This is a genomic window from Starkeya nomas (genome assembly GCF_902703545.1).
Classification (GTDB): domain Bacteria; phylum Pseudomonadota; class Alphaproteobacteria; order Rhizobiales; family Xanthobacteraceae; genus Ancylobacter; species Ancylobacter moscoviensis.
This window is the reverse complement of sequence record NZ_CACSAS010000001.1, coordinates 2,640,914-2,656,686: the sequence shown is the minus strand read 5'-3', so window position 1 is coordinate 2,656,686 and position 15,773 is coordinate 2,640,914. Positions and strand designations below refer to the sequence as shown.

Sequence of the window (15,773 nt, the reverse complement as noted above, 5' to 3'; positions counted from 1 at the left end):
CATGCTCATCGTCACCGCTCTCGGCGGCAATGCGCTGCTGCGTCGTGGGCAGGCGCTCACGGCGGAGAACCAGCGCGAGAACGTCGCCATCGCCGCCCGTTCGCTAGCGCCCATTGCCATGGAGCACCGGCTGGTGGTCGGGCACGGCAACGGCCCGCAGGTTGGTTTGCTCGCCCTGCAGGGCGCGGCCTACGGCAAGGTCGAGACCTATCCGTTCGACGTGCTCGGCGCGCAGACGGAAGGCATGATCGGCTACATGATCGAGCAGGAGCTGGGAAACCTGCTGCCGCTCGAACGTCCGCTCGCCACGCTGCTCACCATGGTGGAGGTCGATCCCGACGATCCGGCCTTCGGCAACCCGACCAAGTTTGTCGGGCCGATCTATCCCAAGGAGGAGGCGGATCGGCTCGGCGCGGAAAAGGGATGGATCTTCAAGGCGGATGGGGACAGCTGGCGTCGCGTCGTCGCCTCGCCCGTGCCCCGGCGCATCTTCGAGTTGCGGCCGATCCGCTGGCTTCTCGACCAGAACACGGTCGTCATCGCCGCCGGCGGCGGCGGCATTCCGACCATGTACGAGGCCGGCGAGCAGCCGGGCGGGCGACGGCGCCTCGTCGGCGTCGAGTGCGTCATCGACAAGGACCTCGCCACGGAGCTGCTGGCGCGTGAACTCGGCGCCGACCTGCTCGCCATCCTCACCGATGTGGACGCGGTCTATGTCGACTGGGGCACGCCCAACCAGCGTGCCATCCGCAGCGCCTCGCCCGAGGCGCTCGCCGCATTGTCCTTCCCTGCCGGCTCGATGGGGCCGAAGGTCGAGGCGGCCTGCCGCTTCGCCAAGGCGACCGGCAAGAGGGCGTGCATCGGCGCGCTGAAGGACCTTGCCGACATCATCGCCGGCCGTGCCGGCACCACGGTGTCGGCGGAAGAAAACGGTATCCGCTACGCGGAAGTTCAAGGAGCAACGTCATGAGGCAGTTCGGTGTGCACTCCGAGGCGGGGCGCCTGCGGACCGTGATGGTCTGCCGGCCGGGTCTCGCCCACAAGCGGCTGACCCCGGGCAATTGCCGGGAACTGCTGTTCGACGACGTGTTGTGGGTGCAGGAGGCGCAGAAGGAGCACTTCAACTTCTGCAACAAGATGCGCGAATTCGGCGTCGAGGTGCTGGAGTTCCATGACCTGCTGGCGCGGGTGCTGGAGACTAAGGAGGGCCGCGAATGGGTGCTCGACCGGCGCATCACCGCCAACCATGTCGGGGCGGGCATGCTGAAGGACCTGCGCTCCTGGCTCGACGAGATGCCGGCGGCGAAGCTTGCCGAGCATCTCATCGGCGGCATTGCGCGCTTCGAGCTGCCCTTCGAGCCGCGCGGCATGTTCGGCCGCTATCTCGGGCCCAGTGACTTCGTGATCCCGCCGCTGCCCAACACCATCTTCACCCGCGACAACTCTTGTTGGGTCTACAACGGGGTGACGGTGAACCCGATGTACTGGCCGGCGCGCAAGCCGGAGACGCTTCTGGTCAGCGCGATCTACAAGTTCCACCCGGAGTTCCGCCACGGCGACTTCAAGATCTGGTGGGGCGACCCGGACGAGGACTTCGGCCCCTCGACACTGGAAGGCGGCGACGTCATGCCGGTGGGCAACGGCGTCGTCTTTGTCGGCATGGGCGAGCGTACCACGCCGCAGGCGGTCGGCCAGCTCGCGCGGGCGCTATTCGACAGCGAGGCGGCGACGCGGGTCGTGGCTTGCCAGATGCCCAAGTCGCGCGCGGCGATGCACCTCGACACGGTGTTCACCCTGTGCGACCGCGACGTCGCCAACATCTTCCTTGAGGTCTGCCAGCAGATCACCTGCTACAGCCTGCGCCCCGGCGACAATGGCGAGGATGTCGAATACCACGTCGAGAACCGGCCCTTCCTCACCGAGGACGGCACCGGCGTCGCCGCCGACGCGCTCGGCCTGCAGCATCTGCGCATCGTCACCACGGGCGGCGATACCTATGAGCAGGAGCGTGAGCAGTGGGACGACGGTAACAACGTCGTCGCGCTCGCGCCGGGTGTCGTCGTCGGCTACGAGCGCAACTCCTACACCAATACCAAGCTGCGCAAGGCCGGCATCGAGGTCATCACCATTGAGGGCGATGAGCTCGGGCGCGGTCGTGGCGGCGGTCACTGCATGACCTGTCCGATCCTGCGCGATCCGCTCTGAGCGGGAGGAACGGACGGGCGGGACACATAACGTTCCCCGCCCGTCCGCCTGCCCCGGGCCTGGCGGTCGTGGGCCCGGTTCAGCTGCGCGCGCTGAGCGCCTTGAGCTCCTGCTTCACCTTGGTGACGCCGGCGCTCGCCTGATCCCCGTCCTTGAACTTGAAGTACTCGTCGCCGTTCGCCGGCTTCATGTGCTTGAACACGTACCAGTCGCCGCCGGGCTCGCGCTGCTGGTAGACCACCTGTCCGCCGGCCATGCGGTGGCCGAAGCAGGTGATGTTGCGGCCCGAGGGCCCCCGGCTGCGCCAGATCGCCGAAAAGCACAGGCGACCCAGCGGCGTCACGCGCCATTCGCCCTCTGCGTAGGTCGCGTCCTTGCCCGAGCCGGACCAGGCGATGAAGCGGCGGTTCGGCGCGAAATAGGCGGCGCCGTCCGACCACATCCAGGTCTTGCCCGCGTAGAGCCCGGCGAGGTCATGGGGCTGAACCATGCTGACGGGCTGCGGGAGGCCGCCGGCCTGTGCGACGGCCGGCGCGCCGGCCGTCAGCAGGGCGGAAAGGGCGGCCGCGGCCGCCGTGCATGTGAGTGTCGAGTTCGTCATTGTCGTTGTCCATCTGTTGGAAGGGAACGGGCCGCGGCCTGAGCCGCGGCCGGGCTCAGTTCACGAGGCCACGCTGCATCCGCCAGTCGGGCCGGCCATAGGGATCCGGCCAGGCGAAGGGCTCGACGGCGTTGAAGTAGACGACGGCGGTCAGGCGGGGGAATCCGTCCCCGATTGTGCGCATGTCCTGCTGCCACTGCTCGCTGAAGGCGGTGTCGCCATGGAAGCCGAGCTCGGCCACCACGACGGGCTTGCCGAAGCCGGCCACGCGGTCATAGGCAGGCCGCAGCGCCTCGGAGAAGCTGCGCGCATGGCCGAAATGGTCCATGTCGTACTGCTGCAGGTCGAGCACGGTGAGACCGATCTGGTCGACATAGCGGTCGCCCGGGTAGTAAGGGGCGAGACCGTCCTCGCCGCGCGGCGACCACATGAAGCGAGCCTGCGGTGCCTGCTGGCGGCAGATCGTCACGAAATGCCGGTAGGCCGCCACATAGTCTTCCGGTGCCCAGCTCGACCATGGGAAACGGCCGTTGCGCAGGTCCATCTCGTGCGCCCAGCGGATCGTCACCGGGCTCTGGAGCTTTGCGGATTCCGCACAGATGGCCTTGGCCTGCGCGTCATAGGCGCCGGCGAGGATGCCATGCAGCAACTGCTCGTCGGCAACGTTGGCGCCCGGCGACCAGGACCACGGCTCCACCGAGATCAGCAGGTCGCGGCGATGCTGGCGGGCATAGGTGTCGGCCCGCGTCAGCGAGGCGAGGTCGGCATCCTGCCATGGGATATAGACATGCTCGATGCGGACGCTCGGATCACCGGCGAACACGCCGTCGGGATCGTAGACGCCGAACGCCACCTTGCCGGCGGGTGGCGGCATGGGGCGCGGCGCGTTCGGCTGTGTCAGAGCCGGCACCACCAGCGCTGCGGACATGGCGAGAAGTGCCGCGCCCGACAGTCCGGCGAGATAGGTCTTCTTGGAAACGCGTTTCATCAGATCTCTCCTCCAGCTTCTACTTGACGATGATCGCCTCCAGCTCGCGCTCGCTCCGGATGGGGGCGGGTGGGGCCGGCAGAGGGGCCTCGGGGCGCGGTGTGGCGGGACGGCCGATGCCGGCCAGCCGGAAGCCGAAGCGCCGGACGAGCTCGGGGGCGTAGATGTTGCGCAGGTCCACCATGGTGGGCGTGTGCATGACCCGGTTGAGCCGGGCGAGATCGAGCGTCCTGACCTCGTCCCACTCGGTCATCAGCACCACGACGTCGGCGTCGCGCGCGCACTCATAGGGATCGTCGTGGAAGTCCACGTCGGTGAGGTGCTCGCGGGCCTGCCGGATGCCCTGAGGGTCGTAGGCGGCGATCCGCGCGCCCGCCCGCTGCAGATGGCGGATGAGCGGAATGGAAGGTGCCTCCCGCATGTCGTCGGTGTCCGGCTTGAAGGTCAGGCCGAGCACCGCGATCTTCATGTCGGCGACGGAGCCGCCGGCAGCCTTCATCACCTTGATCGCCATGCGGTGCTTGCGCGCGTTGTTGGCGGCCACGGTGCCCTCCACCACGCGCAGCGGCACGCCGTATTCCTGCGCGGTGTGCAGGAGGGCGCAGGTGTCCTTGGGAAAGCATGAGCCGCCATAGCCCGGCCCGGCATTCAGGAAGGCCCGGCCGATGCGTTCGTCGAGGCCGATGCCGGCGGCGAGCTCGGTGACGTCGCCGCCGGCTTTCTCGCACAGGTCGGCCATCTCGTTGATGAAGCTGATCTTCGTCGCGAGGAACGCGTTGGCGGCGTATTTGGTCAGCTCCGAGGTGCGTCGGCGGGTGACGATCAGCGGCGCGCCGGCCGCGCAGAGCGGCAGGTAGAGTCGCTGCAGCGTTTCCTGCGCTCGAAGATCCTCGACCCCGATGACGATCCGATCGGGGCGGTTGAAGTCGTCGATGGCCGATCCCTCGCGCAGGAATTCGGGATTGGAGGCGACCGAGACCACGGCGCCCGGTCGGGTCCGCCGGATGATCTCCTCGACGGCGTCCCCGGTGCCGACCGGGACGGTCGACTTGATGACGACGGTGAGCGGGCCGGTCATCGCCCGGGCGATGTCTTTCGCGGCGCCGTAGACGAGGGACAGTTCCGGCTCGCCGTCGCGGTCCCGCGGCGGGGTGCCGACGCAGATGAAGGCGAGGTCGGCGCCGTCCACGGCCTCGCGGGCCTGGGTGGTGAAGGAGAGCCGGCCCGCCGCGATGTTGCGGGCGAGTAGCTCATCCATGTCGGGCTCGAAGATCGGGCTCTGCCCGTTTCTCAGCTTGCCGACCGTGGCGGCGTTCGTGTCGACGCAGATGACGGCGTTGCCCATCTCGGCAAAGCACACCCCGGCGACGAGGCCGACATAACCGGTTCCAATGACCGCGATTTTCATTCTGACCTCCCAAGGTCGCGCTTGTGTGCCGGCCGGGCGACCGGGCCCCCGGCGGCCGGTGTCGCGGCCTGATCGGGGTCCCTGGCGATCCAGGGCGGGATGAAGATGAGACGGTAGGTGCCGTAGCCCATGCCGGCGCCGGCGGCGGAGAAGACGGTGCGGGTGTAGGAGATCGGCATGGCGCCCCAGGTGAGGGCGCCAAGCCCTTCCGGCCCGCGCTGAACGGCGGCGGTGAACGGCAGCACGAACAGGCCGAGGACCAGCCCCGCCTGTGCCGTGCCGCGCACTCCCGCGCGCCGGCGGCCGGGGTTCTCGATGCCGTGCTGCACCAGTATGACCAGCACCAGCAGGGCGTAGAGCGCCGCGTTGACGATGGCGAAGATGTAGAAGCCGCTCGCCGTGCCGGCGCTACGGAAGAGCAGTGCCGCCGCGGCAGAGCCCGCCGAGATCGCGACATAGGGTGCGAGCACCCGCAGCGGCACCGGATCGACCGTGCCCGTGCCCTTCGGCGTCACGCGGAAGTCGACGAAGGAACCCGCAAGGAAGTCGCGCACCGCGTAGAGCGTGCCGAGCAACGACCACGGCCATTTGGCGAGAACGAAGAGAATCTCTTCCCAGCTCAGCAGTCGGGAGTCGGCAGGCCGCAGCCAACCGCTCGCCCGCCAGCGATAGATCATGACGAGCAGGACGAGCGACATCGGCACGTAGTGCAGGGCGAAGTCGATATAGGTCACGTTGGCGAAGCGCTCGCCGCTGGCCAGTGCCAGCACCGGCATCAGGAACAGCAGCGCCCAGATGCCCGAATAGAGCGGATACCAGAACTGGCAGAACAGAAACTGGAAGCGCAGGCGTCCAGGAAGCTGGGGCACGAGCGCTGGCGAATAGCGCAGCAGGATGGTCACGAGGCTGCGCGACCACTGGAATTCCTGCGTGGCGAGGTCCGCGAAGGTCCGCGGCCCGTCACCATGGGCGATAGCATCGATGGCGTGGACGCCGCGCCAGCCGCCGGCATTCATCATCAGCGTGGTGGAATGGTCCTCGGCGAGCTCGGGGCCCAGGCCGCCGATGGCCTGGAGCGCCTGCGTGCGCACGGCGTAATGGGAGCCGATGCACAGCGGCGCCCAGCCACCGGTATAGCCGGCTTGCAGTGGGCCGTGCATCGAAGCCTCGGCGTAGAGGCGCGCCCGCGCGGCCCAGCTCTCTTTGGCGTTGCGGCTGCAGATGCTCGGCGCGGAAACATAGCCGACCGTCGGATCGCCGAAGGGGGCCAGCATGCGCTCGAGATAATGGCGCGTCGGCACATGGTCGGCGTCCATCTGGACGACGAAGTCGTACAGCCGGTATCCATAGTGGTCGTAGAAATAGGCGAGGTTGCCTTCCTTGCAGCGCACGCGGCGCGGCCACTCCTGCCGCTGATAGTTGGCGACGCCCTTTCGGGTGGAAACGCGCACGCCGTGCCCGGCGCACCAGGCAAGCGTCTCGTCCGAGGGATCCTCGTCCGCCAGCCAGGTGTCGTGCGGATAGGGCTGGCCCAGCATGGCCTCCAGCGTCTGCGCCACGACCTCGAAGGGTTCGGACGGCGCCTTGGTGACGACCATCGCCACGCGGCTGCCGGGAGGGAGCTGCGTCGCGCCGGCCGGCTTGCGGCTGCCGGTGAAGACCGAGAAGAAATAGATCGGCATCAGCGTGAGCCAGACGAAAGGAAGGCTCGCGAAGATGAAGCGGCCGATGCCGACGACATGCGCCGGCTGGAGCCACCAGACCCAGAAAAACAGGAAGGCGGCTCCCCAGACGGTGATGGCGACGACCAGTTCCACGCGCTGCGCCGGCTACAGCAGCGGCGCCAGCACCGCGCGCGGGCGGCTGTGGGCCCGCCGGTCGCTGAACCCGGAAACGGGCAGGTCGTCCGCGCCGGCGAGGATGACGGGGGTCTCGCGGCTCATAGCGCGGCCCCCTGTGCGTGGAAGCGGACCGCGGTGGTGACGATGGTGTCGATGTCGGAGAATTTCGGAACGAAACCGAGACGCTCGCGCGCCAGCGTGCCGTCGGCATAGAGCGCCGGGGGATCGCCGATGCGACGCGGCACGACACGGATCGGCACGCTGCAGTTCATGCGGCGCTCGACCGCGCCGAGCAGATCGAGGATCGACGTGCCGGTACCCGAGCCGAGATTGACCGCGAGGTTGCCGCCGCCGCTGAGCAGATAGTCCAGCGCGCGCACATGGGCGTCGGCGAGATCGCTGACGTGCACGAAGTCGCGCACGCAGGTGCCGTCGGGTGTCGGATAGTCGTCGCCATAGACCGGCAGCGCGCCGGTACGGTGCATCGCTGCCAGGATCGCCAGCGGCACGATATGGGTTTCCGGCTCGTGCCGCTCGCCGAGCTCGAGCTGCAGGTCGGCGCCGGCGGCGTTGAAGTAGCGCAGCGAGACGAACTGCAGGCCGTAGGCATTGGCCTCGTCGGCCAGCATGTCCTCGACGATCAGCTTGGTGCGCCCGTAGGGATTGATCGGCAGCTGCTGCGTCGATTCCCGGATCGGCAGGCAATCGGGGATGCCGTAGGTGGCGCAGGAGCTGGAGAACACGACGTGGCGCACGCCGGCCGTGCGGCAGGCTTCCAGCAGGGAGAGGGTGCCGACGACGTTGGTGCGATAGTAGCGCGACGGTGCACCCACCGACTCCCCGACATAGGCGAGCGCGGCGAAATGGATGACGGCGCTGATGCCGTGGAAGCGCAGGGCCTCGGCGAGCGTCTGCGTGTCGAGTATGTCGCCGTGAACGAACGGCCCCCAGCGCACCGCGTCGCGATGGCCGAGGAAGAGGTTGTCGTAGGTCACGGGCTGGAAGCCGCTCGCCGCCAGCGCCTTGCAGGTGTGGCTGCCGATATAGCCGGCGCCGCCGGTGACGAGGATACGGGGGGCATTCATGCCACCGCCTCCCTCACAGTGGGCTCGCGCACGAGCTCCGCGCGGAAATAGTCGATGGTGCGGCTCAGGCCCTCGTCCAGCGAGATCGTCGGGATCCAGTCGAGAAGCCGCGCGGCCTCGGAGATGTCCGGGCAGCGCCGGCGCGGATCGTCCACCGGCAGGGGGCGGTAGGCGATCCGCGAGTCCGAGCCCGTGAGCCGGCGAACGATGGTGGCGAAGTCGCCTATGGTGCGCTCGTCGGGATTGCCGATGTTGACCGGGCCTTCGATCCCGTCCGGCGTCGCCATCAGGCGCATCAGCGCGTCGACCGTTTCGTCGACGTAGCAGAAGGAGCGCGTCTGCGAACCGTCGCCATAGACTGTCAGCTCGGTGCCGCGCAGGGCCTCGATGATGAGGTTGGAGGTCACACGACCGTCGTCGCCGCGCATGCGCGGCCCGTAGGTGTTGAAGATGCGGGCGATCTTGATGCGCGTGCCGAAGCGACGGGCATGATCGAAGAACAGACTCTCGGCGCAGCGCTTGCCCTCGTCGTAGCAGGCGCGGGGACCGGTCGGGTCGACGTGGCCCCAATAGGCCTCGTGCTGCGGGCTGACCTGCGGGTCGCCATAGATCTCCGAGGTGGAAGCCTGGAGGATACGGGCGTTGCGGTCCGTCGCGAGCTTGAGAAGGTTGAGCGCGCCGAGCACGCTGGTCTTGGTCGTGTGCACCGGATCGGCCGAATAGGCGGTCGGCGAGGCCGGGCAGGCCAAGTTGTAGATCTGGTCTACATCGACAGCGAGCGGGTCGACCACATCATGGCAGACCAGCGAAAAACGGGGGTGCCCGATGAGATGTTCGATGTTACACCGTCGCCCGGTGGAGAAATTATCCAGGCATACGACATGATCTCCCTGATCGATCAGTCGATCGCACAGGTGAGAGCCGAGAAATCCAGCGCCGCCGGTAACAAGAACGCGACGATACTGTCGCGATGTGCCCGAAATATGTGGCGTAAAGACATGCGTCATCGCTCGTTGCATGATGCAGAACTTTCGTCATGAATGAGTTTGGAGTGTTGTCGCGGACGCGGCGCCTCGCTGCCGGGAACGACGTTCCGGCATTGCCGACGAGCAGATCCGTTTAATCTGGAGATTGCGACAGCAGCGCTCGCAGCCCGATCCGGGCATTGGAGACGATTAGATCAATAGCTGACTGTGTGTCTGGCTCCGCACGGCCTTTGAGCCTCCGCCCAATTCCGCCCCTTAATGATAAGTAAATCTGTATTTGTTTTTTAGTGTCAATACATCAAATAGGACTTTTTTCGATATTATCAGGCCTAACTTACGTTATGTATGTGGAATTCCATTTATTTGTTAGTATAAATATTGCGATTAATAAGACTAGAAAATGCATTCAGAATAATAAGAGCAAGAATATTTCTCTTATTATTTTCTATGTCGTTACCGACGTGTCTCCCTGGTGCGTCCACGAGCTGCCGCGGAAGGCGGGGCCCGCACGCCGGTCTCAATATTACGTTTGGGCAATTAACGTTTAGGCGGGAGAGGCTTGCATTCGCCTGTCAGGAAATCGCTACGAATTCCTAACAAATTCGCCGGCCTTGCACTTTGTTCCTGTTACAAAGTGGGATTTTTTCCTATTTTCCCGCTCCGCCCTGCAGCTGCCCCGGCACGTCAGCAAAAAGCGCGAGCCCGGCTTCCCGCCGTGCGACCATCGTGCGCATAAGCAACAGGCCGGCTCAGCGCGTGGCAGCGTCTGCCGCGGGATCGACGCGTGCGCCGATCCGCACCCGGCCAAGCCTTCACGATTTCCTGTCGAGGTTTCCATGAGCGTGATCGGTATCATCCTCGTTCTGCTCGTCGGTGTCGTCGCGACCCACTGGATCGCGAAGGCGCTCGGTGGACGGATCGCGCTGCCGCTCGTGCAGATCGCGGCCGGCGCGATCATCGGCCTGACGACGGATTTCGGCGTGCGGCTGGAGCCGGAACTGTTCTTCGTGCTGTTCCTGCCGCCGCTGCTGTTCCTCGACGGATGGCGTGTGCCCAAGCAGGACCTGAAGGACAACGCCGTCACGATCCTGTCGCTCGCTTTTGGCCTCGTCATTCTTACCGTGGTCGGCGTCGGCTTCCTGCTGCACGCCATCATCCCCGCCATGCCGCTGCCGGTCTGCTTCGCCCTGGCGGCGGTGCTGTCGCCGACCGATGTCGTCGCGGCGACGGCGATGGCGGCGAACGTGACGATCCCGCGCCGGCTGCTGCGTATCCTGGAAGGCGAGGCGCTGTTCAACGACGCCGCCGGCCTCGTCTGCCTGCGCGTCGCGGTGACGGCGACCATGACAGGGAGCTTCGCCTTCTGGAGCTCGGCCGGCGAACTCGCCTGGGCGGCTACGGGCGGCATCGCGCTAGGCCTCGTCTTCGCCCGGCTGGTGTCGCTGATCAAGTTGTGGGTCGTGGCCCGGCTTGGCGAGGATACGTCGACCCAGATCGTCATCAGCCTGCTGACTCCTTACGGCGCCTATCTACTCGCCGACATGGCCGGCGCCTCGCCCGTGCTGGCTGCCGTCGCTGCGGGGCTGGTGATGAGCTGGGTCGAGGTCGGCGGCGAGGCGCTCGCCCTGACCCGCATCCGCCGCAACGCCGTATGGGAGACGCTGCAATTCACCCTGAACGGCTCGATCTTCCTGCTGCTCGGCGAGCAACTGCCGGACATTCTCTCCCGCGTGAGCGCCGGTGCCGCCGAGAGCGGGCGGGCCGATCTCGCATGGCTGCTCGTCTACATGCTGGTGGTGACGGCGGTGCTCGCAGTGCTGCGCTTCGCGTGGGTGTGGGTGTCGGTGGTGATCTGGCTGCACCGGCATCCGGACCTCGCCAATGGCCAGCGGCTGCCCAACTGGAGGCTGGTCACCGTCATGTCGACGGCGGGCGTGCGCGGTGCCATCACGCTCGCCGGTGCTCTCAGCCTGCCGCTGGCGTTGCCCGACGGCGCGCCTTTTCCCTCGCGAGACCTCGTGATCCTCATCGCCGCGGGCGTGATCCTGGTCTCGCTGGTCGTCGCCAATGCGAGCTTGCCGGGCCTGCTGCGGACGACCGAGGTGCCGCCCGAACCCCACCACGACCAGCAGGAACGCATGGCACGGATCGAGGCCGCCAAGGCGGCGATCGCCGCCCTCGCCAAGGCCGGACAGAAGGGAGAGGGCAAGCAGGGGGACGCCAAGCAGGGCGACCATCTGGCAGCGGTCGCGGCGGTGGCGGATTATTACCAGCACCGCCTGTCGCAACTGCAGCCCGAGCCGAGCACGGCCACCGGCGAGGAGCGCCTGCATGACGAGGAGCTGCTTCACGTCGTGGCGCTGAAGGCCGAGCGCGCCGCCATCGCCCACATGGCGCGCGGCCACCGCATCTCGACCGATCTCGCCCACAAGCTGCTGCGCGAGGTCGATCTGGCGGAGGCGGCCTTCCAGACCGCGTCGGAAGGCTAGCCTACCTAGCGGCCGTAATAATCGCGGTACCAGGCGACGAACCGCGCCACGCCCTCGCGGAACGGGGTAGCCGGCCGAAAGCCGGTGAGCGCGTGGATGAGACTGGCATCCGCCCAGGTCGCCGGCACGTCGCCGGCCTGCATCGGCAGATAGTTGCGGATCGCCTTGCGGCCGATCTCCGCCTCGATGGCGTCGACGAAATCGAGCAGGCGCACCCTGTCGGAATTACCGATGTTCACGATGCGAAACGGCGCGGCGGGGCTGAGGCTGTCGCCGGGCACATTCGCGCCGGGCACGCTCCCCCCGCGTGCCTCTGGCAGGGGCGGTACCGCGTCGATCAGCAGGCGGATGCCGCGCACGAGATCGTCGACATAGGTGAAGTCCCGCCACATGTCGCCGTGGTTGTAGATGTCGATCGGCGTGCCCTCGAGAATGCCGCGGGTGAACTTGAACAGCGCCATGTCCGGGCGGCCCCAGGGGCCGTAGACGGTGAAGAAGCGGAACAGCGTCGTCGGCAGGCCGTAGATGTGGGCGTAGGAATGGCCCATCGCCTCGGTGGCCTTCTTGCTCGCGGCATAGATGGTGAGCGGCGTGTCGGCCTTGTCGGTCTCGCGGAAGGGCATCTCCTCGTTGGCGCCATAGACCGAGGAGGTCGAGGCCATGAGCAGGTGCTGCACCGGCACGGCGCGGGCGCACTCCATCACGTTGAAGGTGCCGACGATGTTGGCCTCGATATAGGTGCGCGGCTGCTCCAGGCTGTAGCGCACGCCCGCCTGCGCAGCGAGGTGGACGATGATGTCGGGTCGGAACGCCTCGACCGTCCGCTGCAGCGTGTCCATGTCCTCCAGCCGGGCCTCGGTGGCGGTGAAGCTCTCGCTCTGGGCGAGCATGGCGTGGCGGCGCTGCTTGAGCCTGACGTCGTAATAGTCCGTCATGCCGTCATAGCCATGGACCCGGAAACCCTCGGCCAGTAGCAGCCGGGCCAGGTGGAAGCCGATGAAACCGGCCGTGCCGGTGATGAAGACACGCCGCTCTGCCACGATGCCGAACCTCGCCCGTCACGGGATCACCGCCCGGTGGCGGTGAGAACCCGGCCGGCTCTGTTACGCCGCCGGGCCGGGCGCGGGCAAGCGGTGTTGGCGCGCGGCTGGAGCGGTGGATCAGCCCACCGCGCGCAGGTGACGGATCGGCCGCCCCGGCGTCATCGCCTGCGCCGCGCGGGCGATGCCCTGCGCGTCGATGCCGTAATGGCGGTAGAGATCCTGCAGCGTGCCGGTCTGGCCGAAGCGTTCAACGCCGAGCGCGCGCGAGCGGTGGCCGTGGACCGAGCCGAGCCAGCCGAGCGTGGCCGGATGGCCGTCCACCACGCTGATGACGGCGCAGCCGGGCGGCACGGCGTCGAGCAGGGTCTCGACATGGGCGCGGGCCCCGTATTCGCCGTCCTCGCGTACCCGCTGGGCGGCTGTCCAGCCGGCATGCAGCCGGTCCGCCGAGGTGACGGCGAGCAGGCCGACATCACGGCGGTCCTCGGCGATCAGCCCCACCGCCTCGATGGCCTCGGGCGCCAGCGCGCCGGCATAGGCAACGACGACCTGCGCGTTCGGTCCCGGCCGGCGCAGCCAGTAGCCGCCCTTCACGATGTCCTCGGCAAGGGCGGCATCCATGGTGCGGCGCGGCTGCTCGATGGTGCGGGTGGAGAGCCGCAGATAGGTCGAGCCGCCATCCTCGCGCTGCGCATGGTCGAAGGCGAAGCGCAGGATGACCGCGAGTTCGTCGACGAAGGCGGGCTCGAAGCTGGCGAGCCCGTCCTGCGCCATGCCGATCAGCGGCGTGGCGATGGACTGGTGCGCGCCGCCCTCCGGCGCCAGCGTGACCCCGGAGGGCGTGGCGGCGAGGATGAAGCGGGCGTCCTGGTAGCAGGCGTAGTTCAGCGCATCGAGGCCGCGCTCGATGAAGGGATCGTAGAGCGTGCCCACCGGCAGCAGCCGCTCGCCGAACAGCGAATGCGACAAGCCGAGCGCGGAGAGCATGATGAACAGGTTCATCTCGGCGATGCCGAGCTCCATGTGCTGGCCCTTGGGCGAGAACTCCCAGTTGAAGGTCGAGGGGATGCGCTCGCGCTTGAAGGTGTCGGCCAGCTCCTCGCGGGCGAAGAGCTGGCGCCGGTTCACCCAGGCGCCAAGATTGGTCGAGACGGTGACGTCCGGCGAGGTGGTGACGATGTGTGCGGCGAAGTCGTCCTCGCGCTTGCCGATCTCGTTGAGCAGCAGGCCGAAGCCCTGCTGGGTCGACATGGTCGGCTGGAGCGGAACATCCAGCACTGGCGGCACGGCGACCTGCGGCGCCTGATGTCGCCGTGTACCATCGGTGTTGAACGGCACCGCCTTCAGGAAGGCATCGAGCTGCGTGGGTGGGATCGACAGGCCCTCGAACCGCTCCCACTCATGGCCGGGGCGGACATGGTGGCGGGCGCGCAGATCCTCGACCTGCGCCGGCGTCATGAGGCCGGCGTGGTTGTCCTTGTGGCCGGCGAGCGGCAGGCCGAAGCCCTTGATGGTGTAGGCGATGAAGCAGACCGGCCGGTCGTGGGCGCGCGCCTTCTCGAAGGCATCGATCAGCGAGGGCAGGTCGTGGCCGCCGAGATTGGCCATGAGCTGCGCCAGCTCCTCGTCGGAGCGGCGCTCGATCAGCGCGGTGACGTCGCCCTGGTCGCCGATCTCGTCCATCAGGCGCTTGCGCCAGGCCTTACCGCCCTGGAAGGTGAGCGCGGAATAGAGCTGGTTCGGGCAGGCGTCGATCCAGCGGCGCAGCGCCTCGCCGCCCGGCTCGCGGAAGGCGGCTTGCTGCAGCCGGCCGTATTTCAGGATCACGACGTCCCAGCCGAAATTGCGGAAGATCGACTCGAAGCGCTCCCACAGCCCCTCGCGCACCACCGCGTCGAGGCTCTGGCGGTTGTAATCGACGATCCACCAGGTGTTGCGCAGCCCGTGCTTCCAGCCTTCCAGCAGCGCCTCGAAGATGTTGCCCTCGTCCATCTCGGCGTCGCCGACGAGGGCGATCATCTTCCCCTCCGGCCCGTGGCCCAGGCCCTTGGCGGTGAGATAGTCCTGCACCAGCGAGGCGAACAGCGTCTGCGCGACGCCGAGACCCACCGAGCCGGTGGAGAAGTCCACGTCGTCCGTGTCCTTGGTGCGCGAGGGATAGGACTGTGCGCCCTTGTAACCGCGGAAATTCTCCAGTTTCTCACGCGTCTGGCGGCCGAACAGGTACTGGATGGCATGGAAGACCGGGCTCGCATGTGGCTTCACCGCCACCCGGTCCTCGGGCCGCAGCGCCTTGAGGTAGAGCGCCGTCATAATGGTGGCGAGCGAAGCCGAGGAGGCCTGATGGCCGCCGACCTTCAGCCCGTCCGTGCTGGGGCGCAGATGATTGGCGTTGTGGATCGTCCACGTCGCCAGCCAGAGGATCTTGCGCTCCAGCTCCGCCAGATATTCGACGTCTTCCACCCGTGCCGCGGACATCTGCCTTCTCCCGCTTGTCGATAGGGAACGCTACACGCGCGGCGGGAGCTTGTGCGGCCATTATAGGCTATGGTGTGGGATGATATTGGCTGAACCAGCCATGAAATGGCTTACAGGTGGCTGAATATGGCAGGTACCAAGCTCGACGCGATCGACCGGCGCATCCTCGCGGCACTGCAGGAGGACGCGCACACCACGATGGAGCGGCTGGCCGAGATCGTCGGCCTGTCGCCCTCACCCTGCGCGCGGAGGGTGCGTCAGCTGGAAGCGGCGGGCGTCATCAAGCGCTATGTCGCGGTGGTCGATCAGGACAAGGTGGGGCTGCCGATCAGCGTCTTCGCCTCGATCAGGCTGGAGCGCCAGCGCGAGGACGAGCTGGACCGTTTCGCCAAGGCGATCTCGCGCTGGCCGGAGATCGTCGAGTGCTATCTGATGACCGGTCAGCGGGACTATCTGCTGCGCATCGTGGTCAAGGACCTGCCGGCCTACGAGGCCTTCCTCAAGCGCACTCTGACGCGGCTGGAGGGCGTCGCCTCCATCGAATCGAGCTTCGCGCTGAGCCAGGTGAAGCACTCGCAGGCGTTGCCGGTCGAATAGGCCGGGGCGGAGATCGGGTGGATTGCCGGGTCGGATGCCGGCTCCTATCCTG

General features: G+C 67.3%; 13 protein-coding genes. 5 read left to right on the top strand and 8 right to left on the bottom strand.

What is annotated here, in order from left to right; translation table 11 throughout:
• The first annotated feature begins 1 nt into the window (after position 1).
• Together arcC and STARVERO_RS12805 are read left to right on the top strand one after the other, a co-directional pair.
• The gene (gene arcC, locus STARVERO_RS12810; RefSeq protein ID WP_159599210.1) at positions 2-970 is read left to right on the top strand and encodes a carbamate kinase; all 969 of its coding nucleotides are present in this window, start codon (positions 2-4) and stop codon (positions 968-970) included.
• Entirely contained in the window at positions 967-2,205 is a 1,239-nt protein-coding gene (locus STARVERO_RS12805) for an arginine deiminase (protein WP_144344575.1), read from the top strand. The genes arcC and STARVERO_RS12805 overlap by 4 nt, the downstream gene beginning before the upstream one ends.
• Before the next feature lie 79 nt (positions 2,206-2,284).
• Here STARVERO_RS12805 and STARVERO_RS12800 read toward each other — a convergent pair whose 3' ends face one another.
• The 6 genes from STARVERO_RS12800 to STARVERO_RS12775 form a co-directional block, all read right to left on the bottom strand.
• Entirely contained in the window at positions 2,285-2,806 is a 522-nt protein-coding gene (locus STARVERO_RS12800) for a DUF995 domain-containing protein (RefSeq protein WP_159599208.1), read from the bottom strand.
• 55 nt (positions 2,807-2,861) lie between these two features.
• A complete protein-coding gene (locus STARVERO_RS12795) occupies positions 2,862-3,794 on the bottom strand; it encodes a glycoside hydrolase family 26 protein (RefSeq protein WP_159599206.1) in 933 nt (310 codons plus the stop codon).
• Between the two features lie 19 nt (positions 3,795-3,813).
• Positions 3,814-5,202 (bottom strand): UDP-glucose dehydrogenase family protein, encoded by a 1,389-nt coding sequence (locus tag STARVERO_RS12790; protein ID WP_159599204.1) that lies wholly within the window; start codon positions 5,200-5,202, stop codon positions 3,814-3,816.
• Positions 5,199-7,019, bottom strand: coding sequence for a glycosyltransferase family 2 protein (locus STARVERO_RS12785; protein WP_200837791.1), 1,821 nt, complete (start codon positions 7,017-7,019; stop codon positions 5,199-5,201). Before STARVERO_RS12785 ends, STARVERO_RS12790 begins: the two co-directional genes overlap by 4 nt.
• Before the next feature lie 122 nt (positions 7,020-7,141).
• Positions 7,142-8,128 carry a UDP-glucose 4-epimerase GalE gene (gene galE / locus STARVERO_RS12780; protein ID WP_159599202.1) on the bottom strand — a complete coding sequence of 329 codons (987 nt, stop codon included), beginning with the start codon at positions 8,126-8,128 and terminating at the stop codon, positions 7,142-7,144.
• Positions 8,125-9,042 carry a UDP-glucuronic acid decarboxylase family protein gene (locus STARVERO_RS12775; protein WP_244616908.1) on the bottom strand — a complete coding sequence of 306 codons (918 nt, stop codon included), beginning with the start codon at positions 9,040-9,042 and terminating at the stop codon, positions 8,125-8,127. The genes galE and STARVERO_RS12775 overlap by 4 nt, the downstream gene beginning before the upstream one ends.
• On the opposite strand from STARVERO_RS12775, the gene STARVERO_RS23540 reads away from it, so the two are divergent.
• Together STARVERO_RS23540 and STARVERO_RS12770 are read left to right on the top strand one after the other, a co-directional pair.
• Positions 8,923-9,168 (top strand): hypothetical protein, encoded by a 246-nt coding sequence (locus STARVERO_RS23540; RefSeq protein WP_244616962.1) that lies wholly within the window; start codon positions 8,923-8,925, stop codon positions 9,166-9,168. The two genes, STARVERO_RS12775 and STARVERO_RS23540, sit on opposite strands and share 120 nt — an antisense overlap.
• Before the next feature lie 782 nt (positions 9,169-9,950).
• Positions 9,951-11,603 carry a Na+/H+ antiporter gene (locus STARVERO_RS12770; RefSeq protein WP_159599198.1) on the top strand — a complete coding sequence of 551 codons (1,653 nt, stop codon included), beginning with the start codon at positions 9,951-9,953 and terminating at the stop codon, positions 11,601-11,603.
• Between the two features lie 5 nt (positions 11,604-11,608).
• Here the strand turns inward: STARVERO_RS12770 and STARVERO_RS12765 are convergent, their stop codons facing one another.
• Together STARVERO_RS12765 and STARVERO_RS12760 are read right to left on the bottom strand one after the other, a co-directional pair.
• Complete coding sequence (locus tag STARVERO_RS12765; protein ID WP_159599196.1) at positions 11,609-12,643, bottom strand: NAD-dependent epimerase/dehydratase family protein; 1,035 nt, start codon at positions 12,641-12,643, stop codon at positions 11,609-11,611.
• A gap of 120 nt (positions 12,644-12,763) precedes the next feature.
• Positions 12,764-15,124: a transketolase gene (locus STARVERO_RS12760; protein WP_159599194.1), complete on the bottom strand. Its 2,361-nt coding sequence runs from the start codon at positions 15,122-15,124 to the stop codon at positions 12,764-12,766.
• Positions 15,125-15,250: 126 nt separating this feature from the next.
• Between STARVERO_RS12760 and STARVERO_RS12755 the strand changes: the two genes are divergently transcribed.
• On the top strand, positions 15,251-15,721 hold the full coding sequence (locus STARVERO_RS12755; protein WP_159599192.1) for an Lrp/AsnC family transcriptional regulator: 471 nt from the start codon (positions 15,251-15,253) through the stop codon (positions 15,719-15,721).
• Positions 15,722-15,773: the final 52 nt, after the last annotated feature.